Source organism: Roseateles sp. DAIF2, from assembly GCF_015624425.1.
Taxonomy (GTDB): domain Bacteria; phylum Pseudomonadota; class Gammaproteobacteria; order Burkholderiales; family Burkholderiaceae_C; genus Kinneretia.
This window is the reverse complement of record NZ_CP049919.1, coordinates 48,600-67,875: the sequence shown is the minus strand read 5'-3', so window position 1 is coordinate 67,875 and position 19,276 is coordinate 48,600. Positions and strand designations below refer to the sequence as shown.

The 19,276-nt window shown below is 71.1% G+C and carries 14 protein-coding genes; 4 read left to right on the top strand and 10 right to left on the bottom strand.

All coding sequences use genetic code 11. The features are described 5' to 3' along the window. Nucleotides 1–6 precede the first annotated feature (6 nt). Genes G8A07_RS00250 through G8A07_RS00240 form a run of 3 tightly spaced genes read right to left on the bottom strand, consistent with a single transcriptional unit; the run spans nucleotide 7 to nucleotide 3,979 of the window. Nucleotides 7–1,101 (bottom strand): AAA family ATPase, encoded by a 1,095-nt coding sequence (locus tag G8A07_RS00250; RefSeq protein WP_195795149.1) that lies wholly within the window; start codon nucleotides 1,099–1,101, stop codon nucleotides 7–9. Beyond that, nucleotides 1,098–2,648 (bottom strand): DUF5691 domain-containing protein, encoded by a 1,551-nt coding sequence (locus tag G8A07_RS00245; RefSeq protein ID WP_195795148.1) that lies wholly within the window; start codon nucleotides 2,646–2,648, stop codon nucleotides 1,098–1,100. Before G8A07_RS00245 ends, G8A07_RS00250 begins: the two co-directional genes overlap by 4 nt. Beyond that, the gene (locus G8A07_RS00240; RefSeq protein ID WP_195795147.1) at nucleotides 2,645–3,979 is read right to left on the bottom strand and encodes an SWIM zinc finger family protein; all 1,335 of its coding nucleotides are present in this window, start codon (nucleotides 3,977–3,979) and stop codon (nucleotides 2,645–2,647) included. The genes G8A07_RS00245 and G8A07_RS00240 overlap by 4 nt, the downstream gene beginning before the upstream one ends. A 198-nt stretch (nucleotides 3,980–4,177) precedes the next feature. On the opposite strand from G8A07_RS00240, the gene G8A07_RS00235 reads away from it, so the two are divergent. The 4 genes from G8A07_RS00235 to G8A07_RS00220 all read left to right on the top strand — a co-directional run bounded on the left by G8A07_RS00235 (nucleotide 4,178) and on the right by G8A07_RS00220 (nucleotide 10,271). Continuing rightward, on the top strand, nucleotides 4,178–5,977 hold the full coding sequence (locus G8A07_RS00235; RefSeq protein WP_195795146.1) for an FAD-dependent oxidoreductase: 1,800 nt from the start codon (nucleotides 4,178–4,180) through the stop codon (nucleotides 5,975–5,977). Next, complete coding sequence (locus tag G8A07_RS00230; protein WP_195795145.1) at nucleotides 5,974–7,818, top strand: 2-oxoacid:acceptor oxidoreductase subunit alpha; 1,845 nt, start codon at nucleotides 5,974–5,976, stop codon at nucleotides 7,816–7,818. Before G8A07_RS00235 ends, G8A07_RS00230 begins: the two co-directional genes overlap by 4 nt. After that, on the top strand, nucleotides 7,815–8,867 hold the full coding sequence (locus G8A07_RS00225; RefSeq protein ID WP_195795144.1) for a 2-oxoacid:ferredoxin oxidoreductase subunit beta: 1,053 nt from the start codon (nucleotides 7,815–7,817) through the stop codon (nucleotides 8,865–8,867). Before G8A07_RS00230 ends, G8A07_RS00225 begins: the two co-directional genes overlap by 4 nt. A 480-nt stretch (nucleotides 8,868–9,347) precedes the next feature. Next, nucleotides 9,348–10,271 carry a reverse transcriptase family protein gene (locus G8A07_RS00220; protein ID WP_195795143.1) on the top strand — a complete coding sequence of 308 codons (924 nt, stop codon included), beginning with the start codon at nucleotides 9,348–9,350 and terminating at the stop codon, nucleotides 10,269–10,271. Between the two features lie 55 nt (nucleotides 10,272–10,326). Here the strand turns inward: G8A07_RS00220 and G8A07_RS00215 are convergent, their stop codons facing one another. The 7 genes from G8A07_RS00215 to G8A07_RS00185 all read right to left on the bottom strand — a co-directional run bounded on the left by G8A07_RS00215 (nucleotide 10,327) and on the right by G8A07_RS00185 (nucleotide 19,265). Further along, nucleotides 10,327–11,862 carry a TAXI family TRAP transporter solute-binding subunit gene (locus G8A07_RS00215; protein WP_195795142.1) on the bottom strand — a complete coding sequence of 512 codons (1,536 nt, stop codon included), beginning with the start codon at nucleotides 11,860–11,862 and terminating at the stop codon, nucleotides 10,327–10,329. Between the two features lies 1 nt (nucleotide 11,863). Then, nucleotides 11,864–13,057, bottom strand: a complete 1,194-nt coding sequence (gene gltS / locus G8A07_RS00210; RefSeq protein ID WP_195797521.1) for a sodium/glutamate symporter — start codon at nucleotides 13,055–13,057, stop codon at nucleotides 11,864–11,866. A 115-nt stretch (nucleotides 13,058–13,172) separates the two neighbouring features. Next, nucleotides 13,173–14,117, bottom strand: coding sequence for a 2-hydroxyacid dehydrogenase (locus G8A07_RS00205; RefSeq protein WP_249937176.1), 945 nt, complete (start codon nucleotides 14,115–14,117; stop codon nucleotides 13,173–13,175). A gap of 54 nt (nucleotides 14,118–14,171) precedes the next feature. Further along, on the bottom strand, nucleotides 14,172–15,968 hold the full coding sequence (locus tag G8A07_RS00200) for an MFS transporter (RefSeq protein ID WP_249937175.1): 1,797 nt from the start codon (nucleotides 15,966–15,968) through the stop codon (nucleotides 14,172–14,174). Between the two features lie 29 nt (nucleotides 15,969–15,997). Continuing rightward, entirely contained in the window at nucleotides 15,998–17,107 is a 1,110-nt protein-coding gene (gene nagA, locus G8A07_RS00195) for an N-acetylglucosamine-6-phosphate deacetylase (protein WP_195795140.1), read from the bottom strand. Then, on the bottom strand, nucleotides 17,104–17,877 hold the full coding sequence (locus G8A07_RS00190) for a DeoR family transcriptional regulator (RefSeq protein ID WP_195795139.1): 774 nt from the start codon (nucleotides 17,875–17,877) through the stop codon (nucleotides 17,104–17,106). Before G8A07_RS00190 ends, nagA begins: the two co-directional genes overlap by 4 nt. Before the next feature lie 44 nt (nucleotides 17,878–17,921). Further along, on the bottom strand, nucleotides 17,922–19,265 hold the full coding sequence (locus G8A07_RS00185) for a D-tagatose-bisphosphate aldolase, class II, non-catalytic subunit (protein WP_195795138.1): 1,344 nt from the start codon (nucleotides 19,263–19,265) through the stop codon (nucleotides 17,922–17,924). Nucleotides 19,266–19,276: the final 11 nt, after the last annotated feature.

Here is a 19,276-nt window from a genome sequence, read left to right as displayed (position 1 = left end):
CGGCCCTCAGCCCTGCTGCTCGCGGAAGGCGCGGTACAGGTCCTTCCAGTCGCCGCGCTCCTTGACCACGGTCTCCAGGTACTCGTTCCACACCAGCTGGTCCTGCACCGGGTCCTTGACCACGGCGCCGATCAGGCCCGAGGCCAGGTCATGGGCGCGCAGCACGCCGTCGCCGAAATGGCCGGCCAGCGCCATGCCGCTGTTGATGACCGAGATCGCCTCGGCGGTCGACAGGGTGGCGCTGGGCGACTTCAGCTGGGTCTTGCCGTCCTCGGTGCGGCCGTTGCGCAGCTCGCGGAAGATCTGCACCAGGCGGCGCACCTCCTTCAGCGCCGGCGGCTCGGCCGGCAGCTGCAGCGCGCGGCCCATCTCGCCGACGCGCTTGACGACGATGGCCAGCTCCTCCTCCTCGCTGGCCGGCACCGGCAGCACCACGGTGTTGAAGCGCCGCTTCAGCGCCGAGGAGAGTTCGTTGACGCCCTTGTCGCGGTTGTTGGCGGTGGCGATGACGCTGAAGCCGCGCGTGGCCTGCACCTCGCTGCCCAGCTCGGGAATCGGCAGGGTCTTCTCCGACAGCACCGTGATCAGGCTGTCCTGCACATCGGCCGGGATGCGCGTCAGTTCCTCGACGCGGGCGATCTGGCCGCGGCGCATCGCCTGCATCAGCGGGCTCGGCACCAGGGCCGCCTCCGACGGGCCGTGGGCCAGCAGCTGCGCATAGTTCCAGCCGTAGCGCAGCTGCTCCTCGCTGGTGCCGGCGGTGCCCTGGATCAGCAGGGTGGAGTCGCCGCTGATCGCGGCGGCCAGATGCTCGGAGACCCAGCTCTTGGCGGTGCCGGGCACGCCGTAGAGCAGCAGCGCCCGGTCGGTGGCCAGGGTGGCGATCGCCACCTCCATCAGCCGGGCGCTGCCGATGTACTTGGGGCTGATCTCGAAGCCGTTGTCGAGCTTGCCGCCCATCAGATAGCGCAGCACCGCCCAGGGCGACAGCGCCCAGTTCTCGGGGCGCGTGCGCTGGTCCTGGCGGCCCAGCTCGGCCAGCTCCTCGGCGAACTGCTGTTCGGCGTGCTGGCGCATCACGGTGGTGGCTTGTGCATTCATGAGCTTGACGGAAGAGAGCTGAGGGCCAGGCGCAGCTGCGCGACCTGGGTGACGGTCTGTAGGGTCTGGGCCAGCGACGGCGTGGCGTCGATTGGCCGATGTAGCGTCGCCATGGTCGGCAGCTGCTGCGGATGCAGCATGCAGGCGAGCTCGGGCAGCTGGCTGCGCAGCAGGTAGTCGTTCTGCAGCGACTGCGGATCGGCCAGCGCGCGCCGCAGGCGCTCGACCAGCTCGGCCGACAGCCCCGGCGACAGGGTCTCGCCCGCCGGGCAGGCCTCCAGGCATTGCTGGATCACCGTCGGCAGCGCTTGCGCGTCGAGGCCCAGCTGGGCCTGCCAATGGCGCTCGCGCGCGGCGCGCGGCAGCAGGGACAGCAGGCCGGCGCGGTCGTCGTTCCAGGCATTGCGGGGCCAATGCGGCAGCAGGGCCTCGGTCCATTCGTCGCGCGGGTCCTGGCGCAGCACGTCGCGCCAGCCGCGCAGCAGCGCCTCCTGCCAGTCGGTCTGGCCGGCCCAGCTCATCAGCGCGTCGGGCGTCATCGCCAGGCTGGCGGTCCACCAGGCCAGTGGCACCTGGCGCACCAGCTGATACAGCCACCAGGCCCGCTCGCCCAGCGATTCATGCTGCGGCCGCGGCGTATCCAGGTTGTCGGCCTTCCAGTCGGGCTCCGGCTGCTGCGGCGCCTGCAGGACCCAGCGCTTGCGCAGCAGCACCCGCTCCTGCTGCAGCAGCGCGCCCAGGCGGGCCTGCGCGCGCTGCACCAGGGCGGCCTGCGGCAGGCGCAGCAGCAGGCCGATCGCCATCTGCCGCACCTCGCGGCTGCGGTCGGTGCGCAGCTGGTCCAGCAGGGGCTCGTCGTCCGGGCCCAGGCCGATGGCCAGGGCGCCGCCGAGTTCGACCCGCTCCTTGGCCGGCAGATCGGCCAGAACCCCGCGCAGCCGCTCGCGGCCGGCGGCCGGATCGCGTGCGCGCAGGCCGCGCAGGAAGGCCAGGCGCTGGTCGAGGCGGCCCTCGCTCCAGCAGCGCTCGTCATCGTCCGGCCGGTCGGCAGTGACGCCGGCGGCATAGGACCAGTCGGGGTTCTGGGCCGCCAGCCAGAGGCCGCGGCTGCCCAGGGTGGGCAGCAGCGCGGCGCGCAGCGCCAGCGAGCGGCGCCCCTGCTCCAGCGCCAGCGGCAGCAGGGGTTGCGGCAGGCGCAGGCCGGCCCGGGCGATCTGCAGCAGGCATTCATGCTGCAGGCGCGGCGGCCCCTGCTCCAGGGCCCAGCGCAGCTCGCCGGCCAGGGCCTGGACCGCGGGGCGGGTTTCGGCGCCGGCCGGCTCCGGCAGCGCATGGGGCCAGGGGCGGCCCTGGGCACCGGCCAGGCCGCAGCTGGCCAGCACCGCGGCCGCGCGCAGCAGGCCGCCGGCCGGGTCCGGCGCCGCGGCGGCGGCCTGCTGGGCCAGCGCGCCGACCGCACCGGGCCAGGCCGTCGGCAGGGCCTGGCGGTCGGTGCCGACCATGGCCGCCGGCAGCAGGGCGGTCCAGATCGAGAGGTCCGCCCTCATGCCGGGCTCCCGCATTGCCAGTCGGGGCTGGTGGATCCGTCGGCCCAGGCGCTGAGCGGGCGCAGGACCTGGCCATCCCATTCGCCCATCAGGGTCGAGGGGGCGCCGCCGCGGCAGGCGAGCAGGCTCCAGGCGTCGGCATCCGCGATCCGGGCGGGCAAGACCTGGCCCTGTGCGGCGACCAGCCAGCCCTCGCCGCCGCGCAGCAGGGTGGCAGCGCCCAGCAGCATCGGGTGCAGGCCGACCCAGGGGCTGGCCGCCACGCGCCGGCCCAGCATCAGCCATTCGTCCTCGATCGGGCGCGTCGGCGGCGCCAGGGCCGCCTCGGGGCGCAGCAGCCCCTCGGCGGCCAGGGCGCGCAGGCCCGCGGTGCCGGGGTAGAAGCTCAGCGGCCCGGCCATGCAGGCGCCGACCAGCCAGGACTGCTCGAAGCCCTGGCCGCCGAAGGCATGGTCCAGCAGCCAGGCGCGCCGGCCGCTGCCCACGCCATGCAGCCAGACGCGGCGCTCGGTCAGCCGGTCGTCGCGCGCCTCGCTGAGGCTGCCCAGCACGATCCAGCGGTCCTCGATGCGTTCGCCCTGGCTCAGCACCTCGGCCTTGTCATGCGGCCAGCCGGCCAGGCTGCGCAGCTCGTCCTGCAGGGCCGGGCTCAGCTCGGCGCGGCGCTGCAGGGCCTCGCAGGCCAGCTGCAGCAGGCCCAGGCGGTGCAGGCTGCGTTCCGGCCAGTCCGTGCCCTGGTGCAGGCCCGCCATGGCCTCGCGCAGGCGCTGGGCCAGGCCGGGGACCTGGGCATCGACGAGGCGGGCGCTCATCGTCTGCCAGGCCTTCAGCGCCTCGCCCTGCTGGGCGCCGAGCCCGCGCGCCAACTGGTCGGCGAGCCAGCGCTGCAGATCCTGGGCCGCCTGCTCGATGCGGGTCCAGCGCTGGGCCTCGCGCTTGAGCGCGGCCTGCGGATCTGGCGCGGGCGCCGCGGCCTGCTGCCGCTCTTCCTTCTTCTGGGCCTTTTCCTGGCGGGAGTTCAGCCATTCGTCGACCCAGGCGGGCGCGTCGGCGGCTTCGAACAGGTTTTGCTGCTGCACATGCAGCATCAGCAGGGCCAGGCCATGCTTGCAGGGAAACTTGCGGCTCGGGCAGCTGCAGCGGAAGGCCGGGCCGGCCAGGTCGACCTGGGTCTGGTAGGGCTTGGCGCCGCTGCCCTTGCATTCGCCCCAGACGGCCGCGGCATTGGCGCCCAGCGACGGCCAGCCCGCCGGCGCCAGCAGGCCCCTGGCCGCCTTAGCCGACGACTCGTCCGGCGCCAGGGCCAGTACTCCCTCCATGCTCAGCGACATGCTGGCCCGCTCCCTTTTTTCTTGATGGTGCGCAGTCTAAGCGAGCCCAACGGAAGGGCACCGGGTTTGCCCGCAAGCACCGACGCGGCGCATGCGGCGTAGACTGGTCCGGCGGCCTGCACCATTGCGGCGCATTCCGCACCAGAGCCAGCATCGATCGATCGAACTATCTGCAAGCAGCACAGGAGGCCTTCCACCGTGCAAGCCAGCGATACCGCGAATCCGGCCTATTTCCACAAGGTCGTCGATTGCCAGTGGGCCTGCCCGGCCCATACCCCCGTCCCCGAATACATCCGCCTGATCGCCCAGGGTCGCTATGACGACGCCTATATGGTGAACTGGGTGTCGAACGTGTTCCCCGGCATTCTCGGCCGCACCTGCGACCGGCCCTGCGAGCCGGCCTGCCGGCGCGGGCGGGTCGAGGAGAAGAACGCCGCCAAGCCGGAAGCCGTCGCGATCTGCCGGCTCAAGCGCGTCGCGGCCGACCACAAGAGCGAGGAGCTGCGCGCGCGCCTGCCGCAGCCGCTGGCGCGCAATGGCAAGCGCGTCGCCTGCATCGGCGCCGGACCGGCCTCGCTGACGGTGGCGCGCGACCTGGCGACGCAGGGCTATGCGGTGACCCTGTTCGACGGCGAGGCCAAGGCCGGCGGCTTCATCCGCACGCAGATCCCGCGTTTTCGCTTGCCGGAGAGCGTGATCGACGAGGAATGCGGCTACATCCTGGGCCTGGGCGTCGAGCTGCGCGCCGGGCAGCGCATCGCCTCGATGCGGGCGCTGCTGGCCGAGGACTACGACGCCGTCTTCGTCGGCTGCGGCGCGCCGCGCGGGCGCGACCTGGCGCTGCCGGGCCGGCAGGAGGCCGCGGCGCAGATCCGCATCGGCATCGAATGGCTGGCATCCGTCTCCTTCGGCCATGTGACCAGCGTCGCGCCGCGCGTGATCGTGCTGGGCGGCGGCAATACCGCGATGGACTGCTGCCGCTCCGCGCGGCGCCTGGGCGCGCAAAGCGTGACCGTGGCGGTGCGCAGCGGCTATGCACAGATGAAGGCCTCGCCCTGGGAGAAGGAGGACGCCGAGCATGAGGGCATCCCGATCCTGGACTTCCACCAGCCGCTGGCCTTTGTGCACGAGGGCGGGCGCCTGGTCGGCATGCGCTTCAAAAGAGTGCAGCAAGGCGACGAGATCGAGATCCCCTGCGACGAGGTGCTGCTGGCGGTGGGCCAGGAGAACGCCTTCCCCTGGATCGAGCGCGACTGCGGCATCGACTTCGATGCCGAGACCGGCCTGCCGCGGCTGGATGCGGCCAGCTTCCAGTCCAGCCTGCCGCGGGTCTTCTTCGGCGGCGACGCGGCCTTCGGGCCGAAGAACATCATCACCGCGGTGGCCCATGGCCATGAGGCCGCGGTGTCGATCGACCGATATCTGCATGGCGAGCCGCTGGCCAAGCGGCCGCCGCCGCATGTGAACCTGCTGTCGCAGAAGATGGGCATCCACGAGTGGAGCTACGACAACGACATCAGCAACGCGCTGCGCAGCAAGGTGCCCTGGGCCGCGGCCGAGGCGGCGCTGGCCAGCATCAAGGTCGAGGTGGAGCTGGGCTTCGACGCCGCCACCGCCTTCAAGGAGGCGCAGCGCTGCCTGAACTGCGATGTGCAGACCGTGTTCGCGCCCAAGCTCTGCATCGAATGCGATGCCTGCGCCGACATCTGCCCGATGGACTGCATCAGCTTCACCGACAACGGCGCCGAAGACGATCTGCGCGGCCGCCTGCGCGCGCCGGCGCTCAACGCGGCGCAGGACCTCTATGTCTCGACGCCGCTGAAGACCGCGCGGGTGATGGTCAAGGACGAGGATGTCTGCCTGCATTGCGGCCTGTGCGCCGAGCGCTGCCCGACCGGCGCCTGGGACATGCAGAAGTTCCTGCTGCTGACCACCAAGGCCGGGCCGGCCTGCCGGGACCATGAGACGCGCAAGGCCGTGGCGGGAGCCGCCACATGAGCCGCATCGAGGCGCTGAACGACTTCGTCGTCAAGTTCGCCAATGTCAACGGCTCGGGTTCGGCCTCGGCCAACGAGCTGTTCGCCAAGGCCATCCTGCGCATGGGCGTGCCGGTCAGCCCGCGCAACATCTTCCCCAGCAATATCCAGGGCCTGCCGACCTGGTACGAGGTGCGGGTCAGCGCGGCCGGTTGGCTGGGCCGGCGCGGCGGCGTCGACATGATGGTGGCGATGAACCCGCAGACCTGGGCCCAGGACGTGGCCGAGGTCGAGCCCGGGGGCTATCTGTTCTACGACAGCACCAAGCCGCTGCCGCGCGAGGCCTTCCGGCCCGACCTGCATCTGCTGGCGATGCCGGTCACCGCGATCTGCAACGCCACCTATGAGGACGCACGCCAGCGCCAGCTGTTCAAGAACATCATGGTGCTGGGCGCGCTGTCGCAGCTGATGGGCATCGAGGCCGCGGTGATCGAGGCCCTGTTCGCCGAGCAATACCGCGGCAAGGAGAAGCTGCTCGACTCCAATGTGCGCGCGCTGCATGCCGGCCGCGAGTTCGCGCGCGACCATCTGGACGGCGCGCTGGGCCTGCAGGTGCGCCGCGTCGACAGCCGGGATGCACAACAGCGCATCTTCGTCGACGGCAACAGCGCGGCGGCGCTGGGCATGGTCTACGGCGGCGCGACGGTCTGCGCCTGGTACCCGATCACGCCCTCCTCCTCGGTGGCCGAGGCCTTCCAGAAGTACTGCGCGAAGTTCCGCGTCGAGCCGGAGACCGGTCGCCAGCGCTACGCGATCGTGCAGGCCGAGGACGAGATCGCCTCGATCGGCATGATCACCGGCGCCGGCTGGAACGGCGCGCGCGCCTTCACCGCGACCTCGGGGCCCGGCGTCTCCCTGATGAGCGAGTTCCTGGGCCTGGCCTATTTCGCCGAGATCCCGATCACCATCATCGATGTGCAGCGCGGCGGCCCCTCGACCGGCATGCCGACGCGCACCCAGCAGGCCGACCTGCTGGCCGCGGCCCATGCCTCGCACGGCGACACCAAGCATGTGCTGCTGCTGCCCGAGGACCCGAAGGAATGCTTCGACTTCGCCGCCGCCGCGCTGGACCTGGCGGACCGGCTGCAGACCCCGGTGTTCCTGATGAGCGACCTGGACATCGGCATGAACCAGCGCCTGTGCGCACCCTTCGAATGGGATGAGGCCGCCGCGCGCTACGACCGCGGCAAGGTGCTGAGCGCCGAGCAGCTGGAGGCCGGCGCCGAGTTCGCGCGCTACAAGGATGTGGACGGCGACGGCATCCCCTGGCGCACCCTGCCCGGCACGCATCCGAGCCGCGGCGCCTACTTCACCCGCGGCACCACGCGCGACGCGCAGGCGCGCTACTCCGAGGCCGGTGCCGACTATGTCTACAACGTCGAGCGCCTGCAGCGCAAGTTCGCCACCGCCGCGACCCTGGTACCGCCGCCTGTGCAGCGCAGCGCGGCGCGCAAGACCGCGCTGGGCGTGCTCTATTTCGGCTCCACCAGTCCGGCGATGGACGAGGCCCTGCAGGCCCTGGCCGAGGCCGGCATCCACCTGGACGGGCTGCGGCTGCGCGCCTTCCCCTTCCCGGAGTCGGTGCGCTTGTTTCTGGACGCGCATGCACAGGTCTTCGTCGTCGAGCAGAACCGCGACGCGCAGATGCGCAGCCTGCTGATCAACGAGCTGGAGGTCGCGCCGGCGCGCCTGACCAAGGTGCTGCATTTCGACGGCACGCCGATCACCGCGCGCTTCATCATCGACGCGATCACCCGCCATGTGCATGCGCTGGCGACCACACCACGGGAGGCCGCCGCATGACCTATATCGCCAAGCCCCGGCTGCACCATCCCTCGCTGCGCCGCAACGCGGTCGGCTACACGCGGCGCGACTACGAGGGCAAGGTCTCGACCCTGTGCGCAGGCTGTGGCCACGACTCGGTTTCCAGCGCCATCGTGCAGGCCTGCTGGCAGCTGGACATCGCGCCGCACCGGGTCGCCAAGCTCAGCGGCATCGGCTGCAGCTCGAAGACGCCGGACTATTTCCTCGGCGCCAGCCATGGCTTCAACACCGTGCACGGCCGCATGCCCAGCGTGCTGACCGGCGCCAACCTGGCGAACCGCGAGCTGCTGTATCTGGGCATCAGCGGCGACGGCGATTCGGCGTCGATCGGCCTGGGCCAGTTCGCCCATGCGCTGCGGCGTGGCGTCGCGATGGTCTACATCGTCGAGAACAACGGCGTCTACGGCCTGACCAAGGGCCAGTTCAGCGCCACCGCGGACCGCGGCTCGGTCGCGAAGAAGGGCCAGGCCAATACCGATACCGCGATCGACCTGGTCAGCCTGGCGCTGCAGCTGGGCGCCACCTATGTGGCGCGCGGCTTCTCGGGCGACAAGGAGCAGCTGGTGCCGCTGATCGAGGGGGCGATCAAGCATCGCGGCGCGGCCTTCATCGACGTGATCAGCCCCTGCGTCGCGTTCAACAACCATGCCGGCAGCACGCGTAGCTACGACCATGTACGCGAGCACAACGAGGCCCTGAACCGCATCGACTTCATGGACCTGGCACCCGAGGCCCGCGCCGCCGGCGACGAGGCGCTGATCGAGCTGCCCCAGGCCGACGGCAGCTCGCTGCGCCTGCGCCGCCTGCATGCCGATCATGACCCGACCGACCGCATCGCCGCGATGACCCGGGTGCAGGCCCTGCAGGCCGCCGGCGAGATCCCGACCGGGCTGATCTACCTCGACCCGCGGCCGCGCGACCTGCACGCCGGCCTGAACACGGTGGCGACGCCGCTGAACCGGCTCGGCGAGGCGGAGCTGTGCCCCGGCGCCGCGGCGCTGGCGAAGATCAATGCGGGGCTGCGCTAGCAACGCCGGCAAATAAGCACATTCGCTAATCTCATTCGACACGGCGAGATCAAGGCTCTACCGTCCACTTGCTTGGACGTTATGCAGTTACTTCGGTAACGGGACTGCGGTCCGTGGAGGCCACAAGCCTCTAATCAGGTAAGAGCCGTTTGTTCTTGGTTCTTAGCCTGCCCGTCCGGACGGGATCCGGGCCGGGCAAGTGTCAGGTGAGCAGGGGTTGAAACCGCCGCCGCTTTTGCCGGACTTCATGGCCGACGTGAGCCTTCGCTCTGGAGGCGCCATGAAGAAAGGATGCCAGCAATGGCAAAGCAGCAACGACGTCCGAGCCGTCGGCGGAATTCGAAGAGCGGTATCTGGGTGAAGCTGGAACTGGGCCTGAGGGCGGTGGCCAGCGTTGCTTGGCTCATCAAGACTTTCTGGGGATCTTGAATGAGTCGCCGCAAATCGGAGTCCCTGTTGTCTTGACGAGGGTCGGTCCGCATGAGCTATGCGTTTCATCAAAGTCCTCTCTATGTCATGCGCAGCCGCAGACGGCTTGCCGACGAGATCTTTGGCATCTCCCTGACCGCTCTTGAGGGTTTGGTCGAGAACGGCAACAACTACATCGAGTCCCGCCGTGTGACGGGCGGCAAGGAAAGGCTTGTTCGCGCTCCAAAGCCCTTGTTGCGCCATATCCAGGAACGCCTGGCTCAGTTGCTGAATCGGATCGAAGCTCCCGACTATCTGCATTCGGGCCGCAAGCAGCGGTCGCATATCAGCAATGCCCTGGCGCATCAGGGTGCAACGCGAGTCCTGAAGCTCGACATCCGTAAGTTCTACCCCTCTATCACACGGGCTCGGGTCTGGAACTACTTCGCCGGGCAGATGCGGTGTTCACCCGATGTGGCCGCGTTGCTCGCCAAGATCTGCTGCTTCGAGGGCAGTGCTCCAATCGGCAGCCCGGTGAGTCAGGTGCTGGCATTGCAGGTGGTGCGCCCGATGCTGGATGAGGTCGATGTGCTCGCGCGGGCGCATGGCTTGACGTTCACCTGCTATGTCGATGACCTGAGCTTCTCGGGCGAGAAGGCCACGCCGGCCTTCCTATGGCAGATCAAGCAACTGATCCGTCGGCATGGCTATCGCTACCACGGCGGCACGGCCTATGGCCCGGATGCCGAGAGGCGGGTGACCGGTGTGCTCTTGACCGCGCAGGGGCCGCGAGTACCTCCAGCGCATCTGCAGGGAATTCGCGCCGCGAGGCATGCGTTCGAGGCGGCCAAGGAGGCATCGGACCGCGAGGCAACTCTGTCCGTGCTGATAGGGCGGTTGGCGGCGGCAGCCGCCATAGAGAAGCGGTTTCTCGCTCAGATCGGAGACCTGAGGCGCCGCCGCCGCAGGTTCCGACCACCGAGCTTTGGGGGCTGAGTCGCAGCAGCCGAGCGCGTAGCGCGGTGCCCCGCGGTCGCTGCCTACCCGGCGACTATCTTGACGCCGCCGATGCCGCCGCCGCGGCCGGTCCGGCCGCCAACCCCTCCAGCGCCTTCAACGCCGCTGGATGCTGCGGTATCGGCAGGGCCAGGCGGGCGTTGGCGGCCGAGACCTGGGCGCCCTGGGCGCTGCCGCGGGCGGCGAGGTCGCCGCCCTGGCTGAAGATGAAGCGGGTCAGGGCCGCGACCTCGGCGTCGGACAGGTCCCTGGCCGCCAGCAGCAGCGCGGCGGTGGCGACGGTGGCCACCTCGGCCTTCTGGCTCGCATAGCTGCCGCGCGGGATCGTGAAGGCCATCAGGCCGGTGCCCGGCGCGGCCAGCTGGGCGACGGCGCGCTCGGACAGCGGCAGCAGGCGCAGCGGCAGCTCGGCCAGCGCGTCGCGCAGGCTGTCGGCCGGCAGGCCGATCACCTGGATCAGCGCATCGGCCTCGCCGCGGCCCAGCGCGGCCAGGGATTCGCCCAGCGACAGCTCCAGGGGCTGGATGTCCTCCGGGCGCAGGCCATGGGCCTGCAGCACGCGCAGCGCGGTGCTGCGCGAGGCCGAGCCGGGCAGGCCGATCGCGATGCGGCGGCCGCGCAGGTCGGCCAGGGTCGCGGCGCGCAGCTCCTGGCGCACCAGCACATGCAGCGGTTCCGGATACAGGCTGGCGACCGCGCGCAGGCCCGGGTCCGGGCCGTCGGCGGCGAACTCGTCGCGGCCCTCGTAGGCGGCCAGCGCCGCGTCGCCCTGGGCCAGGGCCAGCGAGACCTTGCCGGCGCGCAGCAGGCGCAGGTTCTCGGTGCCGCCGCGCGTCACCAGGGCCACGGTGCGGGCGCCCTGCTTGGCCGACAGGGCCTGCACCAGGCGCAGGTACTGGCCGCGCTCCGGGCCGGCCGCGATCGCGTAGCCGTCGGCGGCGCGGGCCAGGCGGGCGCGGATGGTCGCGTGAGCCGCGGCCAGCTCCTCCTCGATCAGCGCGGCCTGCACCGGGCCGGCGTCCTTGGAGGCGGCGTCCACCACCTTGCGCATCGCGTCCAGCAGGGTGGCCGCGCGGCTGGGCGGGGTGTCGGTCGCATAGGCCGGCGCGGCGGCCGGGGCATAGCCGCCGGGCGCGACGGCCTGCCATTGCTCGCCGTCGCGCTGGTAGAGCGCGGTGCCATGGGCGCGCACGATGTCGCCGCCGCGGTTGCCGCCGGCGGTGATGCCGACGATGCCCTTGGGCCCGGCGCCCAGGGCCGAGACCAGGCCGGCCACGCCGGGCGAATCCCAGGCGCCGAAGTCGAAGTCGCGCGCCAGCTTCAGCTCGATGTCGTAGTAGATGATGCGCCGGCTCTGGCCGGACGGGGCCTTGCTGTCGTTCTGCGAGCCGCGGCGCTGCAGCGATTGCACCTCGACGGTGCCGGACGGCAGGGCCTGGGCCAGGCGGGCCTCGACATCGCGCTTCAGCGTCTCGTCATCGGCGACGCGGCCGCAGCCGGCCAGCAGGAACATCAGCGCGACGAGGCTCAGCAGGCGCTGCAGGAAGGGGCTGTGCTTGATGATCGCCATCTCAGCCTCCGATCAGCGGCAGAGTGACCGTGAGCACCACCGCGTTCATCAGGTCGATGAAGAAGGCGCCGGCCAGCGGCACGATCAGGTAGCTCTGCGGCGCCGGCCCGTAGCGGGCGGTGATGGCCTGCATGTTCGCCATCGCGGTGGCGGTGGAGCCCATGTTGAAGCCGATCAGCGCGGCCGAACTGACCGCGGCCTCGTAGTCGCGCCCCATGAAGCGGAAGCAGACGAACACCGTGTAGAAAACGATCACCGCCGCCTGGGCCGCGATCATCAGCAGGAAGGGCCCGGCCGACAGCGCCACCTCGACCAGGTTCAGCGCCATCATCGTCATCACCAGGAACAGCGACAGGCAGACCGAGGAGATCAGGTCGGAGGCGCGGTCATCGAAACGCGCGCCGGCAAAGGGCAGCACATTGCGGATCAGGACGCCCAGCATCATGCACCACAGGAAGCTGGGGATCGTCACCGGCGCATCGGCAAAGCGCGCGGCCAGCCATTGGCCGGCCAGCACCGCGCTCAGGATGCCGGCCAGCGCGCCGACCATGCCGACGGTGGCGATCGGCGGCTTGGCGGCGGCCGTCTCGGCCGCCGGTTCCGGCGTGGCGGCATCGCCGGCCTGCGAACGCAGGCCATGGCGCTTGATCAGGTATTGCGCGACCGGGCCGGCGATGATGCCGCCGACGATCAGGCCCATCGTGGCCACGGTCATCGACAGCTCCATCACCGACTGCAGGTTGTTCACCTCGGCGAAGCGCTCGGCATAGGCCGCGCCGGTGCCATGGCCGCCGACCAGGGTGATCGAGCCGCCGACCAGGCCGAAGATCGGATGCTGGTCCAGCAGCTTGGCCACCGCGATGCCGACGCCGTTCTGCACCAGGATGTAGGGGAACAGCACCAGCAGGAAGATCACCAGCGCCTTGCCGCCGCGCTTGAGCATGCGCAGGTCGGCGCACATGCCGACGCCGGCGAAGAACATCAGCAGCAGCACCGGCTTCAGGGTCTGGTCGATCGCCAGCTTCAGGCCGGCGGCCGAGAGCGCGATCGAGGCCAGCAGCGCGAACAGCAGGCCGCCGGTGATGGGGTCGGGGATGTTGTAGCGCGACAGCAGGCCGATGCGGCGGTTCAGCAGGGTGCCGACCAGCAGCACCAGCACGGCCGCGAGCAGCGAGGCGAGCGGATCCAGGCTCATGGAATTCATGGGGGGTACTTCTTTTCAACAAGGACGGGCGCGCCCCGGCGGGCGCGCGCATGGCCGAGTTTTTACCATCACCCCATTTTTAGGCCCGTCGCGACGGGCCCGCGCCTCAGAGCGGCGTCAGCAGCGGCTTCCCATCGGACCAGGCCTCGACATTGGCGATGAACAGCTCGACGGTGGCGCGGATCGCCTCCGGCGACCAGCCGGCGATATGCGGGGTCAGCACCACGTTCGGGAAGCCCAGCAGGGCCTCGGGCGGCTTCGGCTCGGTCTCGTAGACGTCCAGCGCCGCGCCGCCCAACCGGCCGGCGGCCAGGGCCGCGGCCAGCGCGGCGGTGTCGACCAGGCTGCCGCGCGCGATATTGACCAGATGGCCCTGCGGCCCCAGCGCGGCCAGCACCTCGGCGTTGACGATGTGCTTGGTGTCGGCGCCGCCGGGCGCGGCGACGACCAGGAAATCGGCCCAGGTGGCCAGCGCCATCAGGCCGTCGAAGTACCGGCAGTCCGGCGCATCGGCGCGCGGGCGGCGGTTGTGATAGCCGACCTGCATCTCGAAGGCCAGCGCGCGGTTCGCGATCTTGCGCCCGATCGTGCCCATGCCCAGGATGCCCAGCCGCCGGCCGTTGACGCTGGGCCGGATCGGCAGCGCGTCGCGCCACAGGCCGGCGCGCAGCGCCTGCTCCTGCTGAGGCAGCGCGCGCACGCTGGCCAGCAGCAGGGCCAGGGTATGGTCGGCGACGCAGCTGTCGTTGGTGCCGGCGCCGTTGCAGACCGCGATGCCCCGCGCCTTGGCCGCGGCGATGTCCAGGGTCTCGTAGCCGGCGCCCTGGGCGGCCGCGAGCTTCAACTGGGGCAGCGCGTCCATCTCGTCGGCGCGCAGGCCGGTGGCGCCGTTGGTCAGCACCAGCTCGATGCGCGGGCCATGGGCGGCGATCGCGGCGGCGCGCTCGGCCGCGGTCGGCGCGTCGATCAGCTCGAAGCGCTCATGCAGCAGGGCCTTGTACTCGTCGGCCATCGCCACCAGCAGCAGACAGGTTTTCTTCGTCGTCGTCATGGGGGCCATCATCGCCGCTCCCGGCGCCGGGTGGTGCGCGCAGCGAACCCGGCGTCAGCGCCCGCGCGCGAAGAAGGCCTCGATCTCTTCCAGGCTCTTGCCCTTGGTCTCCGGCAGCAGGAAGGCCGCGGCCAGGAAGTAGACCGCGGTGCAGCCGGCCCAGAAATAGAACATCGCCGCATAGCCATGGTGGCCGACGGTCGGCAGGAAGACCGCGGCGATCACGGTGGAGACGAACTGGTTGATCAGCAGCGCGATGCTCATGCCGTTGGAGCGGATGCGGGTCGGCATCAGCTCGGACAGCGCCAACCAGACGCAGACGCCGGGGCCCACCGCGAAGAAGGCGACGAAGGCCAGGATGCAGCCCGCGACCAGCCAGCCGTGGCTGGCGCTGGGCACCGGGCCGAGCCGCGCTTGGTCGATCTGCAGCGGCGCCCGGGCCGCGTCGGCCGGGTCGGCGAAGGGGTTCAGGTGCAGGCGGCGGAAGAAGCCGCCGATCACGCCGTCGGCCTGCACCGTGTCGGCGCGGTTGATGCGCAGCAGGATCGGCGCGCCGCCGTCGTTGCGCAGGGTCTGCACATTGCTGAAGGCGCCGTAGGAATAGGACAGGGTCAGCTGCTGGCTGCCGTCCATCGCCGCTCCGCCGCCCAGCGCGGCCCAGGCTTGGGCATCCAGGCGCAGCTCCAGCGCGTCGCCCGCGACCCGCGCCTGCAGCGGCGCGGCGACGTCCTGGCGGCCGCGCTCGGCGCTCTGGAACAGCAGGCCCGCGGCGACCAGGGACAGCATGATGCCGCCGCTGCCCAGCATCAGCAGGAACTTGCGGCCCTTGCGGTCGACCAGGGCCACGGCCAGCAGGGTCATCGCGGCGTTCAGCAGCTTGATCGCGACATCGGCCCAGTTGGCGGCCGAGCCCGGCAGGCCGGCCTGGTTCAGGATGTTGACCGCATAGGCCAGGATGGAGTTGATGCCGGTGGCCTGGGTGCAGGCCAGGATCAGGCAGGCCAGCAGGAAGGGCACCAGGTAGCGCCGGCTCAGCAGGCTGTCGCGCGGGGCCGCGGCGGCGCTGCCGCGCTGGTCGGCGGCCGGCTCGCGCATCTCGCGCAGCGCGGCCTCGGCCTGTGCGGGATCGAGCCCGCGCCGCAGCGCCGCCTCGGCCTCGGCGATGCGGCCGCGGCGCAGCAGCCAGCGCGGTGATTCGCTCAGCAGCAGGCCGCCGGCGGTGAACACCAGGCCGGGCGTCAGGCACATCCAGAAGATGCTGCGCCAGGCATGGTCCTTGGCCGCATAGAGCGCCTCGGGCTGCAGGCTGGCCGCGGCGGCCTCGACCGCCTGGCTCTGGTACAGGCCGATCAGCGCTGCGACCACCAGGCCGACGGTGAGCAGCAGCTGGAACATCGCGGTGCCGCGGCCGCGCATCGTCGGGCTCAGGCATTCGGCCAGGTACAGCGGCACGACCACGCCGATCAGCCCGCCGCTGACGCCCTGCAGCAGCCGGCCCAGCAGCAGCGGCGTGTAGCCCTCGGCCAGCGCGATCACCGGGATGCTCAGCGTGAACAGCGCGCCGCTCAGCACCATGGCCCAGCGGCGGCCGATCAGATCGGCCAGCGCGCCGGCGAACAGCGAGGACAGCACGCTGCCCAGCAGCACCGCCGCGACGATGAAGCCCAGCTGCTGGGTGCTGAGCTTCCAGGCCTGCGAGGCGGTGGCCTCCAGATAGGGCAGGGCGCCGGCGATGATGCCCAGGTCGATGCCATAGAGCAGCCCGCCCATGCCGGCGATGAACAGCAGGTAGCGCATGTACCAGCTCGGGCGCGCTGGGGCGGCCGCGGCCGCCAGGACGGGAGCATTCATCGTGCGGGTTCCTTGTGGAAAGGGACGGTCTATGAAAGCGGGAGCGGGTCCAGCGGGATGGCCTGGCCCTCGACGAACACCTGCTGCAGCCGCAGCGCCTCGTCCAGCACCACCAGGTCGGCCCAGGCGCCGGGCCGCAGCCGGCCGCGTTCGGCCAGGCCCAGGTAGTCGGCCGGGAACTGCGAGAGCCGGCGCGAGGCGTCGGCCAGGTCCAGCCCCAGCTCGACCAGGTTGCGCAGCGCCTGGTCCATGGTCAGCGCGCTGCCGGCCAGCGAGCCGCCGGCCAAGCGCACGCAGCCCAGGCATTTGTAGACCCGCTGCGGGCCGAGCGCGTATTCGCCATCGGGCATGCCGGTGGCCGCGGTGGCGTCGGTGATGCAGTAGAGCTTGGGGATCGCGCGCAGCGCCGCGCGCAGGGCGCCGGGGTGCACATGCTGCAGATCGGGGATCAGCTCGGCGTACTCGGCATGGGCCATTGCCGCGCCGACGATGCCGGGCTCGTAATGGTTGAGCCCGGTCATGCCGTTGAACAGATGGGTGAAGCCGGCCGCGCCGGCCTTCAGCGCGGCCACGCCGTCCTCGTAGCTGCCGGCGCTGTGGCCCAGCTGGACGCGGATGTCCATCGCCGCCAGCTGCGGGATCAGGGCCAGATGGCCCTCGATCTCCGGCGCCAGGGTCAGCACCTTGATCGGCGCCAGCGCATGGAACTGCTGCACCTTGGCCAGCGTCGCCTGCAGCACCAGCGGCGGCTGCGCGCCCAGGCGCTTGTGGCTCAGGAACGGGCCCTCGAGATGCACGCCCAGCAGCCGGGCGCCGTCCGGCGCGCGCTCGGCGATCGCCGGGGCCAGGCCGCGCAGCGCGCGCAGGATCTCGGGCTCATGGGCCGTCATCGTCGTGCCCAGCATCGCGGTCGTGCCATGGCGGGCATGGGCGCGCGCCACGGTCACCGCGGCCGAGCCGCCTTGCATGATGTCGACGCCGGCGGCGCCATGCACATGCAGGTCGATGAAGCCCGGCAGGATGTAGCGCCGCACCGGCGCGCTAGCATCGGCCCGCAGGCCCTGGATGCGCGCGTCGTGCTGCAGCCGGCCGGTGACCCAGCCCTCGGGTGTCAGGATCTGGCCGGCCAGCTCGTTCATGGCGCTCCGGCGATGATCAGTTCGATGCCCAGTCGCTGCAGGCCGTCGCGGTACTCGGCGGCGATGCCGGCGTCGGTGATCACGGTGTGCACCTTGTCCAGCAGCGCGATGCGGTGCAGGCTGACGCGGCCGAACTTGGAGGCGTCGGCCAGCACGATCACCTTCTTGGCCCGCTCCACCATGCGGTGGTTCAGGCTGGCCTCGGCCTCATGGTGGGTGGTCAGGCCGAACTGCAGGTCCAGGCCGTCGACGCCGAGGAAGAGCTTGTCGAAGTTGTAGGCGTTCAGGCAGGCCTCGGCCTGCGCGCCCTGGATCGACAGGGCCTGCTTGCGCAGCAGGCCGCCGGTCAGCATCAGCGCCACGCCCTCGGCGCGCGACAGCTCCCAGGCGATATTCAGGCCGTTGGTCATCACGGTGACGTCGCGCGCGTCGCGCAGATGGCGCGCCAGCGGCATGGTGGTGGTGCCGGAGTCGATGATGATGTTGTCGCCGGGCTGCACCAGGCGGGCCGCGCAGGCGCCGATGTCCTCCTTCAGCGCGACATTCAGGCCGTCCTTGGCCTGGATATGGTGCTCGGCCGGCGGGGTGCGGGTCAGCACCGCGCCGCCATGGTTGCGCGTCGCCAGGCCCTGGCTCTCCAGGGTCGCCAGGTCGGAGCGGATGGTCACCGAGGACACGCCCAGCTGGGCCACCAGCTCGGCCACCTGCACCGATCCCTGCTGGACCAGGAGTTGCAGGATCTGCTCGCGGCGCTGGCTGGTGTTACGCATGATGGCTTCCGTTCTTTCGCTTGTTGCTGTTCGAGGGCGAAAGCTTAACGGTACGAAAGTTCAGCGGAAGATCCGCTTTCGATTTGTGGCGCCCGGTTGTGGGCGCAGGCGCGCGCATAGCGGGCCAGCACCAGGCCCACCTTGTGCTGGGCCAGCGCGGTGGCGCGCGGCGCCAGCCGGCCCAGCAGCACATCCTCGACCTGCTCGGGCAGGTACTGGCTGATCAGCGGCAGCGGCAGGGCGATGCCGTCCAGATTCGCGATCAGGCGCTGCAGGGCCTGCTGCACCGCCGGCTCGCCCCAGTAGTAGCGGCTGCGGTCGCTGAAGGCGTAGCGGCGCGCCAGGCGCTGCTGGGCCGGGCTGCCGTCGTAATGCTTGCGCCAGTGGCGCGGCTGCTCCAGCATGCAGCGCTCCAGCACCTCGACCAGGTCCGAGCCCTGCTCGGCCGGCAGCAGCTCGCGCTCGATCGCGGCCAGCGCGAACCAGGCCTCGCGCAGCGCATGGGTAGCGGCCGGGCCGACCTTCAGGATCGCGAAATGGTCGCGCACCAGCGCATGCAGCGCGGCCTCGGTCTGGTAGTCGGTCGAATGGGCCTCGAACACCAGGCCGGGCCGCAGATCCTGCGCCTCGACGAAGGCCGACAGCTCGGCCGCGGCGGCCGGCTCGTAATGCTGGACCTGGCTGTGGTCGAAATCGACGCCGGGCTGCACCACCAGCGCGATCACCCGCTGCCAGGCCGCGCGCAGCGCCGGGGTCGCCGCGAAGGCCTGGGCATGCACCGCCAGGGTCGCGCCGGCGGCCTCGGGCCGGGTCACCGCGACCCCGCCCTGCAGCGAGGATTCGCCGCCGGGGATCGGCACCTCGGTGCCGATCACATAGACCGGCGCCGGCAGGCCGGCCGCGACGGCGGCGGCCTCCGCCACCTCGGCCAGTTCGGCCGAGCGCGCGGCCACCGTTGCATCGGGCAGGCGCTGCGGGTCGTCGGCGCAGGCCATGCTGCAGTCCAGGTGGATCTTCTGGAAGCCGGCGCTCACATAGCTGCGGATCAGCTCGCGGGCGTGGGCCATCGCCTCGGCGGCGGGCAGGCCCTGCCAGGCGTTGGGCCCCAGATGGTCGCCGCCCAGGGCCAGGCGCTCGGCCGGGAAGCCCTGGCGGCGCGCCAGCGCCAGCACATAGTCGCGGAACTGCGGCGGCGTCATGCCGGTGTAGCCGCCGAACTGGTCCACCTGGTTGGAGGTGGCCTCGATCAGCAGGACCGTGTCGTGGCGCAGCGCCACCTGCATCGCGGCCAGCAGCACCTGCTCGTTGCTGCAGCAGACGCTGTACAGGCCGACCGGCCGGCCCTGGCCATGATGTTCTTGCAGGAGTCGTTGCAGCAGGGAAGACATCGGATCGGTCC

Excerpts from the sequence above, each read along its gene's own strand:
- G8A07_RS00240 (WP_195795147.1), bottom strand. The coding sequence starts at position 3,979 with ATGTCGCTGAGCATGGAGGGAGTACTGGCCCTGGCGCCGGACGAGTCG.
- G8A07_RS00215 (WP_195795142.1), bottom strand. The coding sequence starts at position 11,862 with ATGGCGATCATCAAGCACAGCCCCTTCCTGCAGCGCCTGCTGAGCCTC.
- G8A07_RS00190 (WP_195795139.1), bottom strand. The coding sequence starts at position 17,877 with ATGCGTAACACCAGCCAGCGCCGCGAGCAGATCCTGCAACTCCTGGTC.
- gltS (WP_195797521.1), bottom strand. The coding sequence starts at position 13,057 with ATGAGCCTGGATCCGCTCGCCTCGCTGCTCGCGGCCGTGCTGGTGCTG.
- G8A07_RS00230 (WP_195795145.1), top strand. The coding sequence starts at position 5,974 with ATGAGCCGCATCGAGGCGCTGAACGACTTCGTCGTCAAGTTCGCCAAT.
- G8A07_RS00205 (WP_249937176.1), bottom strand. The coding sequence starts at position 14,117 with ATGACGACGACGAAGAAAACCTGTCTGCTGCTGGTGGCGATGGCCGAC.
- G8A07_RS00250 (WP_195795149.1), bottom strand. The coding sequence starts at position 1,101 with ATGAATGCACAAGCCACCACCGTGATGCGCCAGCACGCCGAACAGCAG.
- G8A07_RS00200 (WP_249937175.1), bottom strand. The coding sequence starts at position 15,968 with ATGAATGCTCCCGTCCTGGCGGCCGCGGCCGCCCCAGCGCGCCCGAGC.
- nagA (WP_195795140.1), bottom strand. The coding sequence starts at position 17,107 with ATGAACGAGCTGGCCGGCCAGATCCTGACACCCGAGGGCTGGGTCACC.
- G8A07_RS00220 (WP_195795143.1), top strand. The coding sequence starts at position 9,348 with ATGAGCTATGCGTTTCATCAAAGTCCTCTCTATGTCATGCGCAGCCGC.
- G8A07_RS00245 (WP_195795148.1), bottom strand. The coding sequence starts at position 2,648 with ATGAGGGCGGACCTCTCGATCTGGACCGCCCTGCTGCCGGCGGCCATG.
- G8A07_RS00185 (WP_195795138.1), bottom strand. The coding sequence starts at position 19,265 with ATGTCTTCCCTGCTGCAACGACTCCTGCAAGAACATCATGGCCAGGGC.
- G8A07_RS00225 (WP_195795144.1), top strand. The coding sequence starts at position 7,815 with ATGACCTATATCGCCAAGCCCCGGCTGCACCATCCCTCGCTGCGCCGC.